A 21,790-nucleotide genomic window follows, 5' to 3' on the forward strand; every position below is an offset into this window, starting at 1 on the left:
TTACCGGTTCCGCTCCGGGTGCGCGCATGCCCCCGTTTATTCACGCCAAACACATCAGTGGCATGGCTCACACAGGTCACAGGTTTGATACGGCGTCACATGCGACCCGGACACGCCTGCTCGCGACTCAGACGCGATGCACGGTGAACGGGGACACACGCCGGGCGCTGTCAGTGGCGTGCGGCATCATCGGCGTGTGACTCGACGCCTGATGCTCCTCGACACCGCCTCGCTGTACTTCCGCGCCTACTTCGGCGTGCCCGACTCGGTCCGCGCCCCGGACGGCACGCCCGTCAACGCCGTCCGCGGCCTGCTGGACTTCATCGCCCGCCTCCTCCAGGACCACCACCCGGACGACCTGGTGGCCTGCATGGACGCCGACTGGCGCCCCCAGTGGCGGGTGGACCTGATCCCGACGTACAAGGCGCACCGGGTCGCCGAGGAGGCGCCCGAGGGCTCCGCCGAGCCCGACGCGGAGGAGATCCCCGACACCCTCTCGCCGCAGGTCCCGGTGATCGAGGCGGTGCTGGACGCGCTGGGCATCGCCCGCGTCGGGGTCGCGGGGTACGAGGCGGACGACATCATCGGCACCCTCGCCACGCGGGCCGCGGGGCCGGTCGACATCGTCACCGGCGACCGGGACCTCTACCAACTCGTCGACGACCGGCGCGGGGTCCGCGTGCTGTACCCCCTCAAGGGTGTCGGCACCCTCCAGCTCACCGACGAGGCGTGGCTCCGCGAGAAGTACGGCGTGGACGGCGCGGGCTACGCCGACCTGGCACTGCTGCGCGGCGACCCGAGCGACGGCCTGCCGGGCGTGCCGGGCATCGGCGAGAAGACCGCGGCGAAGCTGCTGGCGTCCTTCGGGGACCTGGCCGGGATCATGGCCGCGGTCGACGACCCGGCGGCGAAGCTGACGCCCACCCAGCGCAAGCGGCTGGCCGAGGCCCGGCCCTACATCGAGGTGGCGCCCCGGGTCGTCCAGGTCGCGAGGGACGTGGCGCTGCCGGAGTTCGACCCGGCGGTGCCGAAGGAACCGGCCGATCCCGCCACGCTGGAGGAGCTGGCCGGCCGATGGGGACTGGGCGGTTCACTCCAGCGCGTCCTCAGCACGCTCTCATGATGTGCTGTTAGGTTAGGTGTACCTAACTTATTCTCAGACCGTCCAGGGGGCCCACCGTGGCAGCAGACCGTCCCGCCGAACGTCCCACCGAGCGTCCCGCCCGCAGGAAGGCCGTCACCCACCGCGCCCGCGTGGTGCACACCGAACGCCTCAGCCCGCACATGATGCGGGTCGTGCTGGGCGGTGCGGAGCTGGCGGAGTTCTCCGCCGGGGAGTACACGGACCACTACGTCAAGCTGCTCTTCCCGGTGCCGGGCGTGACGTACCCGGAGCCGTTCGACATGGCGCAGATCCGGGCGGACTTCCCGCGCGACCAGTGGCCCCGTACCCGTACGTACACGGTGCGCGCCTGGGACCCGCAGAGCCTGGAGATGACCATCGACTTCGTCGTCCACGGCGACGAGGGGCTGGCCGGGCCGTGGGCGCAGCAGGCCGAGGCCGGCGAGGAGATCCGCTTCCTCGGCCCCGGCGGCGCGTACGCCCCCGAGGACTCGGCGGACTGGCACCTGCTGGCCGGCGACGAGAGCGCCCTGCCGGCCATCGCCGCCTCGCTCGCGCGGATGCCGGAGGACGCGGTGGTGCGCGCCTTCATCGAGGTGCCGGACGCCCGCGAGGAGCAGAAGCTGCGGGCCCCGGCCGGCGCGGAGATCGTCTGGCTGCACCGCAACGGCGAGCCGGTCGGCGAGCGGCTGGTCGAGGCCGTGCGCGGCACGGAGTGGCTGCCCGGGCGGGTCCAGGCGTTCGTGCACGGCGAGGCGGGCTTCGTGAAGGAGCTGCGCCGCCTGCTGCGCGTCGAGCGCGAGGTGCCGCGCGCCGACCTGTCCATCTCCGGCTACTGGCGCCGCGGCCACGACGAGGACGGCTGGCAGGCCTCCAAGAAGGAGTGGAACGAAGCGGTCGAGGCGGAGCAGGAGAAGCCGGCCGCCGCGCCGGACGCCTCCTGACCGACGGCCACGCCGGACGCCTCCTGTCCGGCCGGCCCCTCCCCGGGCGCCCGCCCCCGGCGGGCGCCTCAGTCGTCCGCCGCGCCGTACCTCCGGGCCGAGGCGTCCGTGTGCGCCAGCCGCCGCATCGCCGAGAGCACGGCGTCGCCGATGACGGTGCCCACGACGACGCCCTCGACCAGCCGTTCCACGTCCGGGGCCCGCCCGACGTACGTCAGGTCCGCCGTCGCTATCCGCTCGCAGGCATCGGCGTAGGCGTCGAGCACCTCCTCGAATCCGCCGTGCCCCAGGCCTCGCAGCGTGGCCAGCGCACCGGCGAGCGCCTCGCCCGCCGCGCCGTCGGGCGCCGTCTGCCAGCCCCGCCGCGCGACCAGCGCGGCCACGGCCTCGCGGGCCCCGGCCAGCTCCGCGCCGCCGACGGCGTGCGGCGGCGTCAGGCTTTCGTGGGCCGAGCCGAGGACCTTGTGCACGGGCCGGTCCGTGTCCTCGACCGCCGCCAGCACCTCACGCACGGCCGATACGGACAGCCCGCCGACCTCGATCAGACCGCGGACCAGCCGCAGCCGCCGCTCGTGCGTCTCGTCGTAGTCCGCCTGGTTCGGGCTGGTCAGGCGGCCTGCCGGGAGCAGGCCTTCCCGGACGTAGTACTTGATCGTCGGTACCGCCACCCCGGTCCGCCGGCTCAACTCGCCGATGCGCACGCGCCGTTCACTTCCCTTCCAGGCTTGCCAGATCACTCCCCATCATAGATAGTCCCACTATCAGATAGCGGCAAGTGCCACTATCCATTCTCGCGACATGACGATGACGGGGGTCACTCATGCCCGCTCCACTCCTGCCTGCCCTGCGCACCGCGACACCGCACCGCCCACTGCTCTGGTTCTCGCTCGCCATGGCCGCCCTGGCCGTCGTCTCGGCGGTGGGCACGGCGGCCGACGACCGGGTGCTCGTCGGCGCGCCGATCTGGTTCAAGCCGCTGAAGTTCTCGGTCTCGTTCGTCCTCTACGGGCTGACGCTCGCCTGGCTGCTCGGGCGGTCCCCGGCGCGGAGCCGTACCGGCTGGTGGGCCGGCACGGCCGTGGCCGTCACCGGCGCCGTCGAAATGGCCGTCATCGTCGGCCAGACGGTCCGCGGCCGGCGCAGCCACTTCAACTTCGCCACCCCGCTCGACCAGGCGCTCTTCGCGATCATGGGCGTGACCATCGTCGTCCTGTGGCTCGCCACGCTCGTCATCGCCCTGCTCCAGTTCCGCCGCGGCCAGGGCGCCGACCCGGCCGCCACCTGGGCGGTCCGGCTCGGCGTACTGATCGCGCTGGCCGGCCTGGCGCTCGGCGGACTGATGCTCGCGCCCACCCCGGAGCAGCAGGCGGCGGCCGCGCACGGCGTGCGGGAGATCGTCGGCGCGCACAGCGTCGGCGTGCCGGACGGCGGCCCCGCGATGCCCCTGACCGGCTGGAGCACCACCGGCGGCGACCTGCGCATACCGCACTTCGTGGGCATGCACGCGCTGCAGCTGCTGCCCCTCTTCCTGTTCGGCCTCGACGCCCTCGGCCGCCGCATACCGAGGCTGCGTACCGAGCGCGTACGGCTGCGGCTCGTCCTGGTCGCCGCGGGCTTCCTCACCGGACTGCTGGCCCTGATCACCTGGCAGGCACTGCGCGGCCAGCCGCTGATCCACCCGGACGCGCCGACCCTGGGCGCGCTGGCGGCCCTGCTCACGGCCACCGCCCTCGGCACGCTTGCCGCGCTGCGCGCCCCCACCCGCCCGTACGACGAGACCGCGGAGACCGCGGCCCGCCCCCAGGAGCTCACCGCATGACACGCGTCCTCTTCGATCTCGCGTTCTGGCTCGCGGCCCCCTTCTGGGCCCTGCTGATCCTCGCGCCCGGCCGGCGGTGGACCGACCGGATCGCCGCCTCGCCGCTGCCGCTGATACCGGTCCTCGCGGTCTACCTCGCGCTGGCCGTACCGGTCCTCCCGCGGCTCTGGTCCGCGGTGTCGAGCCCCGAACTGGGCGCGTTCCAGGACCTGATGACCGTGGACGGCGGCGCGGCGGCCATCTGGGCGCAGGTCATCGCCTGGGATCTCTTCCTCGGTCAGTGGATGTACCGCGAGGCCCGCCGCCTGGGCATCCACCCGCTGGTCATGGGCCCCCTGCTGGTCCTGACCGTGCTGCTGTCCCCGATCGGCGTCCTGCTCTTCCTGGCCTTGCGGGCACTGCGCAGCCGTACCGCGCAGGGGAACGCCACGGGGCGTGCCGCCGCGGGGCCGAGCGCGGTCAGGGCGTAGGACGCGACCGAGCGGCGGCCGGGACGCGTGTGCGCCTCGGCCGCCGGACGGTGGGGCTCACCCCACCGACGAGTACGCCACGACGCCCCGCAGCACGCCGTCCACCGCCTTGCGCGCTGCCCGGGTCACCGTGCTGCCCTCCGGCGCCGCGGCCGCGATCTGGCCGAGGACATCGATCAGCTGCTTGCACCAGCGCACGAAGTCGCCGGCCGGCATCTCCGCCTCGCGGAGCACCGCGTCCAGGCCGACCCCGGACGCCCACTGGTACGCCGCCCACGCGAAGCCGAGGTCCGGCTCGCGCTGGCCGACGCCCTCCGCCTGGTTGATCCGGTGGTCCTCCTCCAGGGCGTCCAGCCGCCCCCAGATGCGGACCATCTCGCCCAGCGCGGCCCGGGCCTTGCCGGACGGCAGCTTCGGCGCGACCGCGTCGTCCGCCTGGCGCGCCTCGAACACCAGCGCCGACGCGCACGCGGCCAGTTCCTGGGCCGACAGGCCCTCCCAGACGCCCTCGCGCAGGCACTCGCTCGCCAGCAGGTCCAGCTCGCCGTAGAGCCGCGCCAGCCGGCGTCCCTCGTCCGTGACCGTGTCGCCCTGCAGATAGTCCAGCTCGGTCAGGAGCGAGCAGATGCGGTCGAAGGTGCGCGCGATGGTGTTCGTGCGGCCCTCGATGCGGCGCTCCAGCTGCCGCGTGTCCCGCCGCAGCCGGTGGTACCGCTCCGCCCACCGCGCGTGGTCCTCGCGCTCGTCGCAGCCGTGGCACGGATGCGCGCGCAGCGCCGTACGCAGCCGCTTGATCTCCTTGTCGTCGGCGGCCTCCGACCGCTTCTTGCGATGCCGCTCCGGCGGGATGTGCCCGGCCTTGGTGCGCAGCGCGGAGGCCAGGTCGCGGCGCGACTGCGGATTGCGCGCGTTGAACGACTTCGGGATGCGCATCCGGTCCAGCGGCTGCACCGGCACCGGGAAGTCGATCGACGCCAGCCGCTTGACCTGCCGCTCCGCGGTGAGCACCAGCGGCCGCGGGCCGTCCTCGGCGTGGAAGCCGCGATGGCCGTTGGTCCGCCCGGACGGCATACCCGGATCGAGCACCAGCGCCAGCCCCGCGAACTTCCCCGTCGGCACGTGGATCACGTCGCCCGGCTTCAGCTTCTCCAACGCCGCCGCCGCGGCGGCCCGGCGCTGCGCCGCGCCCTGCTTGGCCAGCTCCGTCTCCCGGTCCTTCAGGTCCCGGCGGAGCCGGCTGTACTCCTCGAAGTCGCCGAGGTGGCAGGTCATCGCCTCGCGATAGCCCTCCAGCCCCTCCTCGTTCTTCTGCACCTGGCGCGAGATCCCGACGACCGACTTGTCGGCCTGGAACTGCGCGAAGGACATCTCCAGCAGCTCGCGCGAGCGGTGCCGGCCGAACTGCGAGACGAGGTTGACCGCCATGTTGTACGACGGCTTGAAGGAGGAGCGCAGCGGGTACGTACGGGTGCCCGCCAGGCCCGCGACCGCGGCCGGGTCCATGCCGCGCTGCCACAGCACCACCGCGTGGCCCTCGACGTCGATGCCGCGGCGCCCGGCCCGGCCGGTCAGCTGGGTGTACTCGCCGGGGGTGATGTCGGCGTGCTGCTCGCCGTTCCACTTGACGAGCTTCTCCAGGACCACGGAACGGGCCGGCATGTTGATGCCCAGGGCCAGGGTCTCGGTCGCGAAGACCGCCTTGACCAGGCCCTTCACGAACAGCTCCTCGACCACCTCCTTGAAGGTGGGCAGCATGCCGGCGTGGTGCGCCGCGATGCCGCGCTCCAGGCCCTCCAGCCACTCGAAGTAGCCCAGGACGTGCAGGTCCTCGTCGGGGATGCCGGCCGTACGAGCCTCGACGATCTTGCGGACCTTCTCCCGCGCCGCCTGGTCGTTCAGCCGCAGGCCCGAGTACAGGCACTGCTGCACCGCCGACTCACAGCCGGCCCGGCTGAAGATGAACGTGATCGCGGGGAGCAGGCCCTCGTTGTCCAGCCGGTCGATCACCTCGGCACGGCTGGGCGTCCAGATCCGGCTGCGCTGGCGCCGCTCCCGCTCGCGGTCCGCCTCCCGCAGATTCCGGCCGCGGCGCTTGTCCCGGCCGAAGGTGGGGCGGCTGTTCTCCAGCCGGGCGAGCCGCATCAGGTCGGGGTTGACCTCGCGCCTGCCGCGGCCGGGCTCGCCGCCCTCCTTCTCCTCGAAGAGGTCGTACATCCGGCGGCCGGCCAGGACGTGCTGCCACAGCGGCACGGGGCGGTGCTCGGAGACGATCACCTCGGTGTCGCCGCGCACGGTGTCCAGCCAGTCGCCGAACTCCTCGGCGTTGGAGACCGTCGCCGACAACGAGACCAGCGTCACGGAGTCGGGCAGGTGGATGATCACCTCTTCCCAGACGGCGCCGCGGAAGCGGTCGGAGAGGTAGTGCACCTCGTCCATGACCACGTAACCGAGGCCGTTCAGCGTCTGGGAGCCCGCGTACAGCATGTTCCGCAGGACCTCGGTGGTCATCACGATCACCGGGGCGTCGCCGTTGACGCTGTTGTCGCCGGTCAGCAGGCCGACCTTCTCGGCGCCGTACCGCTTGACCAGGTCCTGGTACTTCTGGTTCGACAGGGCCTTGATGGGGGTGGTGTAGAAACACTTGCGGCCCTGCTCCAGGGCCAGGTGGACGGCGAACTCGCCGACGATCGTCTTGCCGGATCCGGTGGGAGCGGCGACCAGCACACCCTTGCCGGCCTCAAGGGCCTCGCACGCCTCGATCTGGAACGCGTCCAGTGCGAAGTCGTACATCTCCTTGAAAGGGAAGAGTGCGGTGGCCTGCTCGGCCGCGCGAACACGCGCGGCGGCATAGCGCTCAGCAGGGGACATGTCCTCGGTCATCGTGTCTACGAGACTACCGGCCACCTCTGACAGTCACGCGATCTTTATGCCACGCGATCCGCCGCCCCCGTACACGCGGCGAGGGCCGGCCCCACCCCGGGAACCGGCCCTCGTACACCCCGTACCGGAGCGGACGCGTTACGTGATGTCGTCCATGTCGTCGCGGCGGCGCTCCAGCTCGTGGCCGTTCGCGGACTGGGTCGGGAGGGCGCGCGGCGCCTCGACGGGCTCGATGCTCCCGATGTCGTCGGGGGTCAGGTCGAGCTCGGAGGCCTCGTCGTCGTCCGGTCCGGTGCCGGCCAGGCGCGCCCTGCGGCGGTCGTTGGCGAGCGAGATGCCCACGGCGGCGAAGTACAGGACGGCGATGGGGGCCGCCAGCAGGATCATCGACACCGGGTCGACGCTGGGCGTGGCGACCGCGGCGAAGACCGTGATGCCCATGATCATGCCGCGCCACCAGCCGAGCATCCGCTTGCCGGTGAGCACACCGCCCAGGTTGAGCAGGACGAGGAGCAGCGGCAGCTCGAAGGAGAGGCCGAAGACCACGATCATCCGCGTCACGAGGTCGAGCAGCTTCTCCAGCGTCACGAGGTTGTCGACGCCCGGCGGGGTGAACTCGATGAGCACCTTGGCCGTGGTCGGCAGGACGTGGTACGCGAAGTAGCCACCGGCCAGGAAGAGCGGGAAGCCGGCGCCGACGAACGTCAGCGCGTACTTCTTCTCGCTGCGGTGCAGCCCCGGCGCGAGGAACGCCCAGAGTTGGTAGAGCCAGACCGGCGAGGAGAGGATCATGCCCGCCATCAGGGACACCTTCAGCGCGAACGTGAAGGGTCCGAGCAGGTCCATCATCACGATGCGGGCGCAGGTCTCACCGCCCTGCTTCTTCGCCAGCTCGGCGAAGGACAGGTCGCACCCCACCGTCTGCAGCACCGGCTTGGTGATGACGTTGATGATGTCCTGGTAGAAGAACGCCGCGATGACGCTCGCCACGACAATCGCCAGCACGGCCTTCGCGAGCCGGTTGCGGAGCTCACGCAGGTGTTCCGCGAGAGGCATCCGCCCCTCGGGGTCCTTGTTCTTCTTTTCTTTGGTGGGGGCAGACTTGAGCAACCCACGTCCTCATCTCGTGCGGCGGGCAGCGGTACCGGTCCGCCGCCCCAGTCGGCCCTGGATCAGCGCTTGGTGGTGCTGTCGGTCGGCTCGGCGACCGGGCGGGAGCTGTTCACGTCGCCGGGCGAGGCCTGGATCGTCCTCGGCGTCTCCCCCTGCGCGTCGTTCGGCGGGTCGGACGGCGCGGACTGCGACTGTGAGCCCTCGGACTTCATCGCCTTCGCCTCGCTCTTGAGGATGCGCGCCGACTTGCCGAGGGAGCGGGCCATCTCGGGGAGCTTCTTGGCACCGAACAGAAGGATGACGACGACGAGGATGAGGATGATCTCGGGAGCGCCGATCTTGCCAGTGAACATAAGTGGTTACCTTCTCACCGAGGCGGCTGGGGTGGGGCTGCCCGACTGGTCGGACAAGCGTCCGTTTCGCCGTGCTGCCAGCGATCGTAACGCGCGGGGGTTAACCGGCGGCAATCCCCGTGCATACTCCCGATTGCGAGCCGCGCCTCGCTCGTCGACCCGCATCTTGCAGCGTACCGCCCAGGGGCGGACGTTTTTCAGACGCTCTCCCGTCGGGTTCCGGCCATCGCCCCCGCGTCGCCGGTGAGCGGCGCGGCGGCCCGCTCCAGATCCTGGGCGGCCTGCTGGATCCGGCGCGAGGTGTGGTCCACCTGCCGGGCGAGTCGGCGTACCTCGACGAAGACGCGGACGGCCAGGACACCGAGGACGGCGAGGCCGAGGAAGCCGAGGGCGATGGCGATCATGGGCCAGAGCATGGGGCGAGCCTACCGGCGCCTACGGGGCGAATCGAACGAGCCCGCTCCCCCACCGGGGGGTTACCCAGGGGAAGCGCGCCGGAACCGCGTGCGGCCGCCGGTCCTGCAGCCCCGTCGCCGCCGTCACCCCGAAGGCAGCCGTCGTCACCCCGTAGGCAGACGCGGTCACCCCGTATGCAGCCGCAGCGTCCGTACGCCGCCGCCCGTCAGGAGTTCCACGATGCGTTCGCCGGCCGGCTTGCGGACGGCGGAGCCGCAGTCGGGGCAGGTGAAGGAGTAGAAGGTGGTACGGCGGCTGCCGCCTATCGCGAGCCGCAGCGCGTCCGAGGCCAGCTCGAAGCGGCCGCGGCAGTCCGGGCAGGCGGCCTTGAAGACCACAGGCGCGGCCGGCGTCGGCACCGTCGTCATCGCACTCACAGCTCCCCTGCTGTTTCCTCGACTGTCCTGCGCTCCGGGCCGCCGCTCAGCCGCCGTACGCGGCGAGCGCCCGGGCCGCCGCGTCCCGCGCGCTGTCCGCCAGCTCCTGCGGAGCGACGATCCGCCCGTCCCGGCCCAGCCGCAGCGCGAGCCGCCGCAGCGACGCGGGGTCCGGCGTACGGAGGGTGATGCGCAGGCCGCCCTCGGGCAGCTCCTCGGCGGTGTCGTGTGGGTAGTACTCGGCGACCCAGCGGCCGCCGGGCCCCACCTCGATCACGACCTCCGGGTCCTCCGCGGCCGGCTGGACCAGGCCCTCGGACAGGTCCCGCAGCTCGATCGGCGGCGGGTCGGAGGGCGCGTCGAGCAGCTTGATCTCGGCGACCCGGTCCAGCCGGAAGGTGCGGCGCGCCTCGGAGAGCCGGCACCAGGCCTCGACGTAGGTGTGGCCGATGGTGAAGAGGCGGATGGGGTCGACCTCGCGCTCGGTGAGCTCGTCGCGGGCCGGTGAGTAGTAGCGCAGCCACAGCCGGCGGCGTTCGGCGATGGCCCGGTCCACGTCGGCGAAGACGCCGCCCTCGGACTCGAAGGTGACGGCGAGGCGGGAGCTCGCGCCGGCCGCCTCGCCGGCCGCGGCCTCCAGCTTGGCCGTGGCCCGCAGCAGCGCCTGCCGGTCGCCCTCGCGCAGGCCGGGCAGGGTGGCCACGGCGCGCGCCGCCACCAGCAGCGCGGTCGCCTCGTCGGCGGCCAGCCGCAGCGGCTCGGCCACGTCGTCCGGGTTGTGCCACCAGATGCGGTCGCCGTCGGTGTCGATGTCCAGCAGGTCGCCGCCGCGGAAGCTCGTACCGCACATGGGCAGCACGTCCAGGTCGGCGATCAGCTCGTCCTCGCTGATGCCGAAGGCCCGGGCGACGTCGCTGACGTGGGCGCCGGGGCGCTCGCGCAGGTACGTCACCAGGGACAGCATCCGGCGGGTCTGGTCGATGGCGTTCGTCGCCATGATGTGGTCGTTCCCCTCAGCCCTTGGCCACGGCGCGCAGCCGGTCCACGACGTCGGCCCGCAGCTCGGCCGGTTCCAGCACGACCACGTCCGGGCCGAGCTCCACCAGCCAGGCGTCCAGCCCGTGCCCGTACGGGATCTCCAGTTCGTCCCAGCCCTCGCCCGCCGCGCGCACGGACAGCGCGCGGGCGCGCAGCGGGTAGCCGTGATCGGCGCGCAGCTTGATACGGGCGGTGCCGGTGGCGGTCTCGCCCGCCCAGCTCTCCACCGTCTCCCGTACGGTCACGTGGTCGGGCACCTCGGCGGTGAACTTTCCGGCGCGCGAGCGGACCTTGCCGGTGATGCGGGAGAGCCGGAAGACCCGTTCGGCCTTGCGGTCGCGGTCCCAGCCGGCCAGGTACCAGTGGCCGCGCCAGCACTCCAGGATCCAGGGTTCCACCTGGCGCTGCTCGGGCCGCGCCGCGTTGCCCTTGCGGTAGTCGAAGACGACCGGCCGGCGGTCCCGGCAGGCCAGCATCAGTGGTTCGAAGGCCGCCTCGTGGGCGGGGATGCGGGGCTCCAGGGCGCTGTGCGGCTGCGCCGGGTCGTACGGGCCCTCGTCCTCCGACGCCAGCGGCATGCCGGCCGCGCGCAGCTTCTGGAGCGCGCCGCTGGCCGCGCCGGCCAGCCGGGCCTGCTGCCAGATCTTCGCGGCCAGGCCCAGGGCCGCGGCCTCCTCGGCGTCCAGCGTGATCGGCGGGAGGCGGTTGGAGTCCCGGCGGGCGAGGTAGCCGGTGTCGCCGTCCAGACCCTCGACGGTCTCGATGACCATGCCGAGCTCACGCAGGTCGTCCTTGTCCCGCTCGAACATGCGGTTGAACGCTTCGTCGCCCGCGCCCGCCACGGTGTCCCCCGGGCCGAACGCCTCGACGTACGCCTCGATGGATCCGCGCAACTCCCGCTTGGTGAGCGGGCGCCGGGTCCCCAGCAGGCACAGCGCCAGGTTCATCAGCCGCTCGGCCTTGGCAATGGCCATCGACGCCCTTTCTCTAGCTCTCGACCGATGACCGTACCGCTACCGCGAGCCGCTTCAAAAGCCGAGGGCCCATACCCCCGAGGGGGCATGGGCCCTCACTGCTCGCGCCACGCGCCGGGCCGGCGCCGCGAAAGGACGTGACCGGCGGCCGGACACGGTGTCCGCGTGGCCGAAGATCAACGCCGGACCGGGCTCAGCCGGCTCCGGCGTCGCGTCTCAGACCGAGACCAGGTCGCAGACGAAGATCAGCGTCTCGCCCGGGGCGATGCGGCCGCCACCGGCGCCACGGTCGCCGTACGCGAGGTGCGCGGGGATGGTCAGCCGGCGGCGACCGCCGACCTTCATGCCCTGCACGCCCTGGTCCCAGCCCGCGATGACCTGGCCGGCGCCCAGCTGGAACTGCAGCGGCTTGCCGCGGTTCCAGCTCGCGTCGAACTCCTCACCGGTGCTGAAGGAGACGCCGACGTAGTGGACGGAGACGGTGTCCCCCGCCTTGGCGACCGGCCCGTCACCCTCCCACAGGTCCACGATCTCCAGATCGGTGGGTACGGGACCCTCCGGGAAGTCGATCTCGGGCTTGTCGATGCTCACGTATGTGCTCCTACGAACGAATCGTTCTACAACGCGGAACAGTCTCGCAGATCACGGCGGAACGATCACCGCGGCAGGCTGCCGTTCGCCCCGACGGCCTCAGAACGTGCCGAGGATGTCCACCGCGAAGACCAGGGTGTTCTTCGACAGCCCGGACTGCGGGTTGGCACCGTAGGCGTCCTTCGGCGGGGCGACGATCAGGACACGGTCGCCGACGTGCTTGCCGACCAGCGTCTTGTCCCAGCCGGGGATGACACCGTTCGTACCGATCTGGAAGGCCGTCGCGCCACCGTGGTCCCAGGAGGAGTCGAACTTCTTGCCGTCCTCCCACTTCACGCCGGTGTACTGCGCGATCAGGCCCTTGCCGGCCTCGACCTTCGGGCCGTCGCCCTTGATGAGGACCTGCTCCTTCGTCTCCTTCGGCGGCTTCTGCCCCTTCGGGACGGTGATCGTGGCGGCCTTCTTCCCCTCGGCCTTCACCTCGGGCATACCGGCCTCCGGCGCCGCCTGCTCGCCCTTGGCCGTCGCCTGCTTGTCCGCCTTCTTCGCGGCCGTCACGTCGACGACCCAGACCAGTCCGTCCTCCGGCTTGATCCCGCCGTTGGGCTTCAGCTGGTCCCCGACCAGCGCCTTGGCAGTGCCCTCGATCTCGAAGCGGGTGCCGACCTTCTTCCCCAGCACCTCTTGCGCCACCCGCGGCACCGGCAGCTGCTGAGTGGGCTGGCCGGCCTCGCTCACGGACTGCGAGCGCGGCGCGTCCGCCTTCGCACCCGGCTGCTTCGTCCAGCTGCTGCCCAGCGCCTGGCCCTTCGTCGTCTGCCCGACGAAGTCCAGCCGGACGAAGTCACCCTTGGCGACGGTCGCGCCCGTCCCCTTGTGGAGGGTCTTCACGACCGCCTTGTCCGGCGCCTTGGCCTCCTTGTCGACCTTGATCTTGGGCTGCTCGCCGGCCTTGCCCTCCACCGAAGCGACGCTCGCGGCGGAGTCGTCGTCGGACCCGCACGCGGCGGTGAACAACAGGACGGGCACGGCGATCGCCGCGGCCGCGGCACGGCGGGTGTTCTTCGTGAGCTTCATCAGTCCAACTCGGGCTAGAGGGGTGGGTGGGCAATGCCCGCCACTCTACGACCTGAACCCCGCCCCGCCACGAGCCGAACACCACCGCTTTTCCAGAGACAACACGGCGGTGTGCACCGGCGCAAAGGCCGTTGACACACCGCCGTGGCGCGGGGAACCGGTCACATTCCCGCGATGAGCTTCTCCACCCGGTCGTCCACCGACCGGAACGGATCCTTGCACAGCACCGTACGCTGCGCCTGGTCATTGAGCTTGAGATGCACCCAGTCGACCGTGAAGTCCCTGCGCTGTTCCTGTGCCCGGCGAATGAAATCGCCGCGCAGCCTGGCCCGCGTCGTCTGCGGCGGCACGGACTTGCCCTCGAAGATCTTCAGATCGTTGCACACCCGCGCCGCCTGGCCCTTTTTCTCCAGGAGGTAGTACAGCCCGCGGCGGCGGTGGATGTCGTGGTACGCGAGGTCTATCTGCGCGACCCTCGGGTGCGACATCGTGATGTTGTTCTTGGCGCGGTAACGGTCGATCAGCTGGTACTTCATCACCCAGTCGATCTCGGTCGCGACCCGGTCCAGCTGCTCGTCCCGGATCGCCTCCAGCGTGCGGCCCCACAGCTCCAGGACCCGCTCCACCGTGCCCGTACGGATGCCGCGGCGGTCGCAGAAGTCCACCGCCTTCTCGTAGTACTCCTGCTGGACTTCCAGCGCCGAGGCCTCCCGGCCGCTGGCCAGCCGCACCTTGCGCTGACCGGTGATGTCGTGACTGACCTCGCGGATCGCCCGGATCGGGTTCTCCAGCGTCAGGTCCCGCATCACCGTGCCCGCCTCGATCATGCGCAGCACGAGGTCGGTGGCGCCGACCTTCAGCAGCATGGTCGTCTCGGACATGTTGGAGTCACCCACGATGACGTGCAGGCGGCGGTAGCGCTCGGCGTCCGCGTGCGGCTCGTCGCGGGTGTTGATGATCGGCCGGGACCGGGTCGTCGCGGACGAGACCCCTTCCCAGATGTGTTCGGCACGCTGGCTGACGCAGTACACCGCGCCGCGCGGCGTCTGCAGCACCTTTCCGGCACCGCACAGCAGCTGACGGGTCACCAGGAACGGAATGAGGATGTCCGCGAGCCTGGAGAACTCCCCGTGCCGGGCCACGAGGTAGTTCTCGTGACAGCCGTAGGAGTTTCCCGCCGAATCGGTGTTGTTCTTGAAGAGATAGACGTCTCCGGCGATTCCCTCCTCGTGCAGGCGGCGTTCGGCGTCGACGAGCAGGCCTTCGAGAATGCGCTCGCCGGCCTTGTCATGCGTGACCAGTTCGGTCACGTTGTCGCACTCGGGAGTTGCGTATTCCGGGTGCGATCCCACGTCCAAGTACAGGCGGGCACCGTTCCGCAGGAAGACATTGCTGCTGCGGCCCCATGACACGACACGGCGGAAGAGGTACCGCGCCACTTCGTCGGGAGACAGGCGGCGCTGTCCCCTGAACGTACACGTGACGCCGTACTCGTTCTCCAGCCCGAAAATGCGGCGGTCCATGACTGAACATTACGCCTGATGGCCAGCTCTGAAACCGGGTTCGGCGGCACCGTTCCGATCATTTTCCGCCGGGCCGCCGGCAACCGGCGCCCCGCCGCCCTCACCCGTACGGATCCCGGACGGCAGCAGAAAACGCCGCGCGGCCACCATCACCGCCAGCGCGGCCACACCACCGCCGCCCGCGACCGCGAAACCCGCCGCCGCGCCGCCCAGCTCCACCGCCGGGCCCACTACGGACGTACCCACCGCGGCCCCCACGCCGAACGTCGTGACCAGCCACGAGAACGCCTCCGTCACCGTGCCCCGCGGCGCGTGCCGGTCCACCACGATGAACGCGCACGCCAACGCCGGCGCCAGGAACACCCCCGCGAGCCCCGTCAGCGCGGTCATCCCGACCACCCCCGGCACCAGCGACAACGGCAGATAGCCCAGCGCCAGCAGCCCGATCAGCACCCGCAGCCGGCGCTCCGGCTCCCCCGGCCACTCCCGCGCCCCGTACACCACACCGCCGACCAGCGCCCCCGCACCCAGCGCCGACAGCAGATAGCTGGAGACCATCCCGCCGCCGTGCGTGTCGGCGTACGCCACCGCCGCCACCGCGATCGACCCCAGCGCCAGGCCCACGAAGAAGAACGACCCGATGAGGACGAGCATCCCGGACGAGCGCAGCGCCCCCAGCCAGTGCGCCTCACGCGGCGCGCTGCGCCACTCGCGGGACGGCGGCGAGACCACCACCGACAGCGCGCCCACCACCCCGAGTACGTTGATGACCAGCAGCGCGACCCGTTCGGACCAGGCCGCGACGCTCAGCGTCACCAACAGCGGGCCGACCGCGAACATGACCTCCTGCGCCACCGCGTCCAGCGCGTACGCCGCGTGCACCCGCTCCGGCCGCTTCAGCACCCCGGGCCACAGCGCCCGCAGTCCGCCCTCCAGCGGCGGCGTGAAGAGGCCGGCGACCACCATCGCCGCGTACGCCGTCCACAGCGGCTCGATGCCGACGGCGGCCAGCAGAACCATGCCCAGCGCCGACAGGACGGCCGAGGGCAGCATGACCCGCGGCTGGCCCCACAGGTCCACCGCGCGGCCCAGCAGCGGCTGTCCTACGGCCGTACAGAGGCCGTACACGGCCGACAGCGCCCCCGCCAGGGCGTAACTGCCGCCCTCGGCCCGGGTGAAGAGCACCACCGCCAGCGCCGCCGTGGCGTTCGGCAGCCGTCCGACCAACGTGCCGACCAGCAGCCGCGCCGCGTGGCGCGTCCTGAGCAGCTCCGCGTATCCCGCGGCCATACCCGCCCCTCTCCGCCGGCCGTCCGGGCCGGGAGCCGTCCGGTGGACGTTTCAGTGTTACGTATAACGTGACCCGCCATACGTACCATGGCAGCTGACCGCGGGTCCACCGCGCACACGACAACAGCACACAGGACCACCGCGCACACCACAACAGCACGCGGGACCACCGCGCACACCACAACAGCACGCGGATCCACCGCGCACACCACAACAGCACCGCCGCACGAAGGGCAGCCACACCAGTGACCGAACAGGGGGCGGCGGCAGACGACACCGGAACGCCGGACACGGCGACGCGCGGCACGGCGACGCCCGGCACCGGAACGCACGCGCCGGCCGGCACCGACCGCGCCACCCACCAGGCGGCGGCCGACGCACCCCGCGTCACCAGCAAGGACGTGGCGCGGGCCGCCGGCGTCTCGCAGGCCGCCGTCTCCCTCGTCCTCGGCGACAAATGGCGCGGCCGGGTCTCCACGGCCAAGGCCGACGCCGTCCGCACCGCAGCACGCGAACTCGGCTACCGCCCCAACCTCGCGGCCCGCAGCCTCCGCCTCGGCCGCACCCGCACAGCACTGCTCGTCGTCCCCGCGCTCACCACCGAATTCTTCGCCCGCGTCTACACCGGCGCCGCCCGCATCGCCGCCGACACCGGCTTCGGCCTCGTGCTCTACCCCTCCCCCGAGGGAATCGGCCCGGCCCGCGACCCCTTCGACTCGGCCCGCGCCACCCTCGACGGCGTCATCGCCTCCTCCATGGCCGCCGACGCGCTGACCGCCCTCTACGGCGAGGGCCTCCCCCTGGTCATGCTGGACAGCGACCCCCACAGCACCCCGGCCGCCGCCACCGTCAACCTCGACATCGCCCACGGCGCCCGCCTCGCCGCCCACCACCTGCTCGACCTCGGCCACCGCCGGCTCACCCACCTCGCCGCCGCCGTCGACTCCTGGACCTTCCACCTCCGCGCCCGCGCGCTCGCCGACACCGTGGCCGCCGTATCCGGCGCCACCCTGGCGGTACAGGCCGCACCGCTCAGCGTCGACGCCGGACTGCACGCAGCGCACGCCGCACTGACCGCCCCCGGCCCCCGCCCCACCGCACTCGTCTGCGACGACGACCTCCTCGCCGCCGGCGCCTGCAAAGCCGCCCGCCGCCTCGGCCTGCGCGTCCCCGAAGACGTCTCCGTCACCGGCTTCGACGACCTCGCCCTCGCCACCGCCGTCGAACCCGAGCTGACGACCGTACGACTGCCCGCCGAGGAATTCGGCGCCGCCGGCATGCGCGCCCTCATCGACGTCCTGGCCGGCCGGCCACCCGCCGCGCCCACCACCCTCCCCGTCGAACTGGTCACCCGCGGCTCCACCGCCCCGCCCCCGGCGGAGCCACGCCCCTGAAACGCCGCGTCGCCCCGGCGGGCGGTGACCCACCGGGGCGACGCGGAACGTACCGGAGCCGGAGCTCACTCCTCGGACTCGGAACTCACTCCTCGGACTCGGAGCCCTCCTCGGACTCGCCCTCGGACTCGCCGGCCGACGTCGCCGCCGCACCGTCCGACTCCAGCAACCGGGCCAGCTGACGGCCCAGCACCCGCTTGAACTTCCGCTGCTGCGGCCGCTTACGGTCCAGGACCGCGACCTCCAGCTGCTCGGCGGTCAGCGTGCGCTCACCACCGTTGTTGTCCCGCGACAGCGACTCCACGGCGAGCTTCAGCGCCTCGCCCAGCGTCATGCCGTCCCGGTGGTGCTGATCGAGGTAACTGCTGATCTGATCGGCATTGCCACCGACCGCGACCGAACCGTGCTCGTCCACGATCGAACCGTCATGCGGCAACCGGTAGATCTGGTCGTCCTCCGGGGTCGCCCCCACCTCGGCGACCAGCAACTCCACCTCGTACGGCTTCTCGCCCGCACTGGAGAAGATCGCACCGAGCGTCTGGGCATAGGTGTTGGCCAGCCCGCGCGCGGTCACGTCCTCACGGTCGTAGGTGTACCCCCGCAGATCGGCGTAGCGCACACCACCGATACGAAGGTTCTCGAACTCGTTGTATTTACCGACCGCCGCAAAGGCGATCCGGTCATAGATCTCACTGACTTTGTGCAGTGCACGGGAAGGATTCTCGGCGACGAAAACGACGCCGTCGGCATACTGCAGGACGACAACACTGCGCCCACGCGCGATGCCCTTGCGGGCGTACTCGGCGCGGTCCGCCATGGCCTGCTGGGGTGAGACATAGAACGGCGTCGACACCGGCTATCCGTCCCTTTCTGTCAATGGCTCTCTCACGGCGAAAGCCCCTCCGGATCCGTCATCCGCTGTCGTCACGTCAGAGAAGCCCGGCCCGCGGGCCGTCGGGCTGCTCCATGCGCCGCTCGTGAACGGCACGGACCACCTCGGAGACCTCGTCCTCGGTGAGCTTCTTGAAGCCCTCGTCATTGATCACCGTGACGATGGGATAGATCCGCCGGCCCATGTCCGGACCACCGGTGGCCGAGTCGTCGTCCGCGGCGTCGTACAGCGCCTGCACGACCGCGGTCGCCGCGTCATTCTCCGAGAAGTCGTCCCGGAACAGCTTCTTCAGAGCACTGCGCGCGAACACCGAGCCGGAGCCCGTCGCCGCGTAGTTCCGCTCCTCCGAACGCCCGCCGGTCACGTCGTACGAGAAGATACGGCCCTTCTCACGATCGATGTCGTACCCCGCGAACAGCGGCACCACGGCCAGACCCTGCATGGCCATGCCCAGATTGCTGCGGATCATCGTCGACAGGCGGTTCGCCTTGCCCTCCAGGGACAGCTGCGCGCCCTCGACCTTCTCGTAGTGCTCCAGCTCCAGCTGGAAGAGCTTGACCATCTCGACGGCCAGTCCCGCGGTGCCGGCGATGCCGACCGCGCTGTACTCGTCCGCCGGGAAGACCTTCTCGATGTCCCGCTGCGCGATGACGTTGCCCATCGTCGCGCGGCGGTCACCGGCCAGCACGACGCCCCCGGGGAACGTCGCCGCGACGATCGTCGTGCCGTGCGGCGCCTCGATCGCCCCCTGCACGGGCGGCAGCGGCCGGTTCCCCGGCAGCAGCTCCGGCGAGTGCTCACTGAGAAAGTCCATGAACGAGGAGGACCCAGGCGTCAGGAAGGCAGACGGTAGACGCCCGGTGCTTCGAGTATTGGCTTCCACGGGTTCCCTTCCAGATATGCGATGGCCCGACGCAGCACGTCGGGGTCATCTTGGAACTTGCCCAGTCCCGAATTGCAGTTGAAGCACAGTACGCCCCGGACTTTACCCGTCTTGTGATCGTGATCCACATGCACGGGCACAGGCACGAGACAGATGGGGCAGATGCCGAACTGCTCCTTGATGAGCGCGTCGCGCTCGGCTTCGGTCATGCCGTATTGGCGCTTGAGGTGATCCGCTCGGCCTTGCACGGCACGGCACGCTTTGCAGCGCGTCGACAGACCGTCGGAGGCGGAGCTGTTCCGATGCCACTCACTGTGCGGCTTGACCTCTCCGCACGTGCGGCACTGCTTGTGACCCGCTGGGAGCTCCACCTTCTCGCGTACCGTCTTGCCGAGAGCCTCCCGGCGACGCCGGTAGTGCGCCGCCCCGTATTCGGCTACGCACTGCCGGCACCGCACCTGGAGCCCGTCCCGCCGATTCTTGTCCGCAGCAAACCGGTCAAGCGCTAAGCGCTGCTTGCACCCAGTGCACTGCTTATCGGCAGATTCGGACATTCCGCTCATTCGCCACCTTTTTGCACAAATGAGCGCACGAAGTCCTCGGCATTTTCCTCAAGTACGTCGTCGATCTCGTCCAGCACGGAGTCCACGTCGTCCGACAGCTTTTCCTGGCGCTCCTTGAGGTCCTCGGACGCTTCCGCGTCCTGAGTCTGCTCCTCGACCTCTTCGGTGGTGCGCGAAGCCTTCTGCTGCCCGCCGCCGGTGTCCTTGGTCGCCATATCCCTCACCCCGCTCGGTTCGCCCCGCTCGATGTGACTGTCAAGATCAGACCCTACAAGCTGGGTCCGACATCGGCCCTGCACTTTCCCTCAACGTCCGGGACCCACTTCGATGATTCCCGCCGGGCGGACTTTTCAGCCGCCCGGCGGGGACCGGATCGGTCACGATCGGGCCTCTCATCAGGCCGTGAGCGGCCCGTACGCGGTTTTACCGCCTCAGCCGCCGCTCAGCACCCGCACCAGGTCCTCCGCCGTGCGGCAGCGGTCCAGGAGCTCCTTGACGTGGTTCCGGGTGCCACGAAGGGGTTCCAGGGTCGGGACCCGCTGGAGGGAGTCGCGGCCGGGCAGATCGAAGATCACCGAGTCCCAGGAGGCGGCCGCGACGTCGTCCGCGTACTGCTCCAGGCAGCGGCCCCGGAAGTAGGCCCTGGTGTCCTCCGGCGGCTTGATCTCCGCCTTCTCCACGTCCGCCTCGGTCAGCAGCCGCTGCATCTTGCCGCGGGCCGCCAGCCGGTTGTAGAGGCCCTTGTCGGGCCGTACGTCGGCGTACTGGAGGTCGACCAGGTGCAGCCGGGCCGCGTCCCAGTCGAGGTTGTCGCGGCGCCGGTAGCCCTCCATGAGCTCCCGCTTCGCGACCCAGTCCAGCGTGCCGGACAGGCTCATCGGGTCGTTCTCCAGCCGGCCGAGCACGTCCTCCCAACGGCTGAGGACGTCCTTGGTCTGCTCGTCCGCGTCGGCGCCGAACCGCTCCTCGACGTACTTCCGGGCCAGCTCGTAGTACTCCATCTGGAGCTGTACCGCGGTGAGCGTGCGGCCGCTGCGGAGCGTGATCAGGTGGTGCAGCGACGGGTCGTGCGAGACCTGGTGGAGGGTGCGTACGGGCTGGTCGACGGCGAGGTCGACGTTGATGAAGCCGTCCTCGATCATGGAGAGGACCAGCGCAGTCGTGCCCAGTTTCAGGTACGTGGAGATCTCGGAGAGGTTCGCGTCGCCGATGATCACGTGCAGGCGGCGGTACTTCTCGGCGTCGGCGTGCGGCTCGTCGCGGGTGTTGATGATGGGCCGCTTGAGCGTCGTCTCCAGGCCCACCTCCACCTCGAAGTAGTCGGCGCGCTGGCTGAGCTGGAAGCCGTGCTCGTGGCCGTCCTGGCCGATGCCGACCCGGCCTGCGCCGGTGACGACCTGGCGGGAGACGAAGAAGGGCGTGAGGTGGCGCACGATGTCCGAGAAGGGGGTCTCCCGCTTCATCAGGTAGTTCTCGTGCGTGCCGTAGGAGGCGCCCTTGTTGTCGGTGTTGTTCTTGTAGAGGTGGATCGGCTGGGCCCCGGGGACCTGGGCGGCCTTCTCCGCGGCCTCGGCCATGATGCGCTCGCCGGCCTTGTCCCACAGGACCGCGTCGCGCGGGTTGGTGACCTCGGGGGCGCTGTATTCGGGGTGCGCGTGGTCGACGTAGAGCCGTGCACCGTTGGTGAGGATGACGTTGGCCAGGCCGATGTCCTCGTCGGTGAGCTGGCTGGCGTCGGCGTTCTCGCGCGCGAGGTCGAAGCCGCGGGCGTCCCGCAGCGGGTTCTCCTCCTCGAAGTCCCAGCGGGCGCGGCGCGCCCGGTGCATCGCCGCCGCGTAGGCGTTGACGACTTGGGACGAGGTGAGCATGGCATTGGCGTTGGGGTGGCCGGGGACGGAGATGCCGTACTCCGTCTCGATGCCCATTACTCGCCGTACGGTCATGCGGCCCTCCTTGCCCGGCGGCGCCCCCGGCTGGGGTCGGCGCTCAAGTACCGCTGCGCTTCCGGTCCGTATGCGGTCCCCGCTTCC

The 21,790-nt window shown here is 71.0% G+C and carries 22 protein-coding genes; 5 read left to right on the forward strand and 17 right to left on the reverse strand.

All coding sequences use genetic code 11. The annotated features are described in order from the left end of the window. The first annotated feature begins 211 nt into the window (after positions 1–211). Positions 212–1,123, forward strand: coding sequence for a 5'-3' exonuclease (locus tag IF20_RS24365; RefSeq protein WP_052867434.1), 912 nt, complete (start codon positions 212–214; stop codon positions 1,121–1,123). A gap of 56 nt (positions 1,124–1,179) precedes the next feature. Further along, positions 1,180–2,067, forward strand: a complete 888-nt coding sequence (locus IF20_RS24370; RefSeq protein ID WP_052867435.1) for a siderophore-interacting protein — start codon at positions 1,180–1,182, stop codon at positions 2,065–2,067. Positions 2,068–2,135: 68 nt separating this feature from the next. Here the strand turns inward: IF20_RS24370 and IF20_RS24375 are convergent, their stop codons facing one another. Continuing rightward, positions 2,136–2,804, reverse strand: coding sequence for a MerR family transcriptional regulator (locus IF20_RS24375; protein WP_407702549.1), 669 nt, complete (start codon positions 2,802–2,804; stop codon positions 2,136–2,138). A gap of 155 nt (positions 2,805–2,959) precedes the next feature. Here IF20_RS24375 and IF20_RS24380 point away from each other — a divergent pair, with 155 nt between their 5' ends. After that, positions 2,960–3,886 (forward strand): hypothetical protein, encoded by a 927-nt coding sequence (locus IF20_RS24380; protein WP_110944526.1) that lies wholly within the window; start codon positions 2,960–2,962, stop codon positions 3,884–3,886. Next, positions 3,883–4,356 (forward strand): ABA4-like family protein, encoded by a 474-nt coding sequence (locus tag IF20_RS24385; protein WP_052867437.1) that lies wholly within the window; start codon positions 3,883–3,885, stop codon positions 4,354–4,356. The genes IF20_RS24380 and IF20_RS24385 overlap by 4 nt, the downstream gene beginning before the upstream one ends. Positions 4,357–4,413: 57 nt before the next feature. On the opposite strand, the gene IF20_RS24390 is transcribed toward IF20_RS24385, so the two are convergent. The 11 genes from IF20_RS24390 to IF20_RS24440 all read right to left on the reverse strand — a co-directional run bounded on the left by IF20_RS24390 (position 4,414) and on the right by IF20_RS24440 (position 16,028). After that, on the reverse strand, positions 4,414–7,236 hold the full coding sequence (locus IF20_RS24390; protein ID WP_052867438.1) for a DEAD/DEAH box helicase: 2,823 nt from the start codon (positions 7,234–7,236) through the stop codon (positions 4,414–4,416). 138 nt (positions 7,237–7,374) lie between these two features. Next, positions 7,375–8,346, reverse strand: a complete 972-nt coding sequence (tatC, locus tag IF20_RS24395) for a twin-arginine translocase subunit TatC (RefSeq protein ID WP_052867439.1) — start codon at positions 8,344–8,346, stop codon at positions 7,375–7,377. Positions 8,347–8,408: 62 nt separating this feature from the next. Beyond that, positions 8,409–8,702 (reverse strand): Sec-independent protein translocase subunit TatA, encoded by a 294-nt coding sequence (gene tatA / locus IF20_RS24400; RefSeq protein ID WP_052867440.1) that lies wholly within the window; start codon positions 8,700–8,702, stop codon positions 8,409–8,411. Positions 8,703–8,899: 197 nt separating this feature from the next. Further along, the gene (locus IF20_RS24405) at positions 8,900–9,118 is read right to left on the reverse strand and encodes a hypothetical protein (RefSeq protein WP_052867441.1); all 219 of its coding nucleotides are present in this window, start codon (positions 9,116–9,118) and stop codon (positions 8,900–8,902) included. 165 nt (positions 9,119–9,283) lie between these two features. Then, a complete protein-coding gene (locus IF20_RS24410; protein ID WP_052867442.1) occupies positions 9,284–9,526 on the reverse strand; it encodes a hypothetical protein in 243 nt (80 codons plus the stop codon). Positions 9,527–9,581: 55 nt separating this feature from the next. Continuing rightward, positions 9,582–10,532, reverse strand: coding sequence for a helix-turn-helix transcriptional regulator (locus IF20_RS24415; RefSeq protein WP_052867443.1), 951 nt, complete (start codon positions 10,530–10,532; stop codon positions 9,582–9,584). A 16-nt stretch (positions 10,533–10,548) separates the two neighbouring features. After that, positions 10,549–11,547 carry a helix-turn-helix transcriptional regulator gene (locus IF20_RS24420; RefSeq protein ID WP_052867444.1) on the reverse strand — a complete coding sequence of 333 codons (999 nt, stop codon included), beginning with the start codon at positions 11,545–11,547 and terminating at the stop codon, positions 10,549–10,551. A gap of 216 nt (positions 11,548–11,763) precedes the next feature. After that, the gene (locus IF20_RS24425; RefSeq protein ID WP_052867445.1) at positions 11,764–12,138 is read right to left on the reverse strand and encodes an FKBP-type peptidyl-prolyl cis-trans isomerase; all 375 of its coding nucleotides are present in this window, start codon (positions 12,136–12,138) and stop codon (positions 11,764–11,766) included. 99 nt (positions 12,139–12,237) lie between these two features. After that, entirely contained in the window at positions 12,238–13,215 is a 978-nt protein-coding gene (locus IF20_RS24430; protein WP_052867446.1) for an FKBP-type peptidyl-prolyl cis-trans isomerase, read from the reverse strand. 161 nt (positions 13,216–13,376) lie between these two features. Beyond that, entirely contained in the window at positions 13,377–14,738 is a 1,362-nt protein-coding gene (pafA, locus tag IF20_RS24435; protein WP_052867447.1) for a Pup--protein ligase, read from the reverse strand. Positions 14,739–14,747: 9 nt separating this feature from the next. Continuing rightward, a complete protein-coding gene (locus IF20_RS24440) occupies positions 14,748–16,028 on the reverse strand; it encodes an MFS transporter (RefSeq protein WP_052867448.1) in 1,281 nt (426 codons plus the stop codon). A 401-nt stretch (positions 16,029–16,429) separates the two neighbouring features. On the opposite strand from IF20_RS24440, the gene IF20_RS24445 reads away from it, so the two are divergent. After that, positions 16,430–17,422: a LacI family DNA-binding transcriptional regulator gene (locus IF20_RS24445; protein ID WP_052867621.1), complete on the forward strand. Its 993-nt coding sequence runs from the start codon at positions 16,430–16,432 to the stop codon at positions 17,420–17,422. 85 nt (positions 17,423–17,507) lie between these two features. Here the strand turns inward: IF20_RS24445 and prcA are convergent, their stop codons facing one another. From prcA to dop, 5 genes are all read right to left on the reverse strand, one after another. Beyond that, complete coding sequence (gene prcA, locus IF20_RS24450) at positions 17,508–18,275, reverse strand: proteasome subunit alpha (RefSeq protein ID WP_052867449.1); 768 nt, start codon at positions 18,273–18,275, stop codon at positions 17,508–17,510. A 76-nt stretch (positions 18,276–18,351) separates the two neighbouring features. Then, entirely contained in the window at positions 18,352–19,197 is an 846-nt protein-coding gene (prcB, locus tag IF20_RS24455) for a proteasome subunit beta (protein ID WP_052867450.1), read from the reverse strand. Continuing rightward, positions 19,149–19,406, reverse strand: a complete 258-nt coding sequence (locus IF20_RS40740) for an endonuclease VII domain-containing protein (protein WP_324605595.1) — start codon at positions 19,404–19,406, stop codon at positions 19,149–19,151. Before IF20_RS40740 ends, prcB begins: the two co-directional genes overlap by 49 nt. 350 nt (positions 19,407–19,756) lie before the next feature. Then, complete coding sequence (locus tag IF20_RS24460; RefSeq protein WP_030616454.1) at positions 19,757–19,975, reverse strand: ubiquitin-like protein Pup; 219 nt, start codon at positions 19,973–19,975, stop codon at positions 19,757–19,759. 216 nt (positions 19,976–20,191) lie between these two features. Further along, entirely contained in the window at positions 20,192–21,703 is a 1,512-nt protein-coding gene (gene dop, locus IF20_RS24465; RefSeq protein ID WP_346096604.1) for a depupylase/deamidase Dop, read from the reverse strand. Between the last annotated feature and the right edge of the window lie 87 nt (positions 21,704–21,790).

The sequence above is a fragment of the Streptomyces niger genome (assembly GCF_000718305.1).
Taxonomy (GTDB): Bacteria; Actinomycetota; Actinomycetes; order Streptomycetales; family Streptomycetaceae; genus Streptomyces; species Streptomyces niger.

Excerpts from the sequence above, each read along its gene's own strand:
- IF20_RS24410 (WP_052867442.1), bottom strand. The coding sequence starts at position 9,526 with ATGACGACGGTGCCGACGCCGGCCGCGCCTGTGGTCTTCAAGGCCGCC.
- IF20_RS24430 (WP_052867446.1), bottom strand. The coding sequence starts at position 13,215 with ATGAAGCTCACGAAGAACACCCGCCGTGCCGCGGCCGCGGCGATCGCC.
- IF20_RS24380 (WP_110944526.1), top strand. The coding sequence starts at position 2,960 with ATGGCCGCCCTGGCCGTCGTCTCGGCGGTGGGCACGGCGGCCGACGAC.
- IF20_RS24415 (WP_052867443.1), bottom strand. The coding sequence starts at position 10,532 with ATGGCGACGAACGCCATCGACCAGACCCGCCGGATGCTGTCCCTGGTG.
- dop (WP_346096604.1), bottom strand. The coding sequence starts at position 21,703 with ATGACCGTACGGCGAGTAATGGGCATCGAGACGGAGTACGGCATCTCC.
- IF20_RS24405 (WP_052867441.1), bottom strand. The coding sequence starts at position 9,118 with ATGCTCTGGCCCATGATCGCCATCGCCCTCGGCTTCCTCGGCCTCGCC.
- IF20_RS24390 (WP_052867438.1), bottom strand. The coding sequence starts at position 7,236 with ATGACCGAGGACATGTCCCCTGCTGAGCGCTATGCCGCCGCGCGTGTT.
- IF20_RS24440 (WP_052867448.1), bottom strand. The coding sequence starts at position 16,028 with ATGGCCGCGGGATACGCGGAGCTGCTCAGGACGCGCCACGCGGCGCGG.
- IF20_RS24365 (WP_052867434.1), top strand. The coding sequence starts at position 212 with ATGCTCCTCGACACCGCCTCGCTGTACTTCCGCGCCTACTTCGGCGTG.
- IF20_RS24420 (WP_052867444.1), bottom strand. The coding sequence starts at position 11,547 with ATGGCCATTGCCAAGGCCGAGCGGCTGATGAACCTGGCGCTGTGCCTG.
- pafA (WP_052867447.1), bottom strand. The coding sequence starts at position 14,738 with ATGGACCGCCGCATTTTCGGGCTGGAGAACGAGTACGGCGTCACGTGT.
- IF20_RS40740 (WP_324605595.1), bottom strand. The coding sequence starts at position 19,406 with ATGACCGAAGCCGAGCGCGACGCGCTCATCAAGGAGCAGTTCGGCATC.
- tatA (WP_052867440.1), bottom strand. The coding sequence starts at position 8,702 with ATGTTCACTGGCAAGATCGGCGCTCCCGAGATCATCCTCATCCTCGTC.
- IF20_RS24460 (WP_030616454.1), bottom strand. The coding sequence starts at position 19,975 with ATGGCGACCAAGGACACCGGCGGCGGGCAGCAGAAGGCTTCGCGCACC.
- IF20_RS24385 (WP_052867437.1), top strand. The coding sequence starts at position 3,883 with ATGACACGCGTCCTCTTCGATCTCGCGTTCTGGCTCGCGGCCCCCTTC.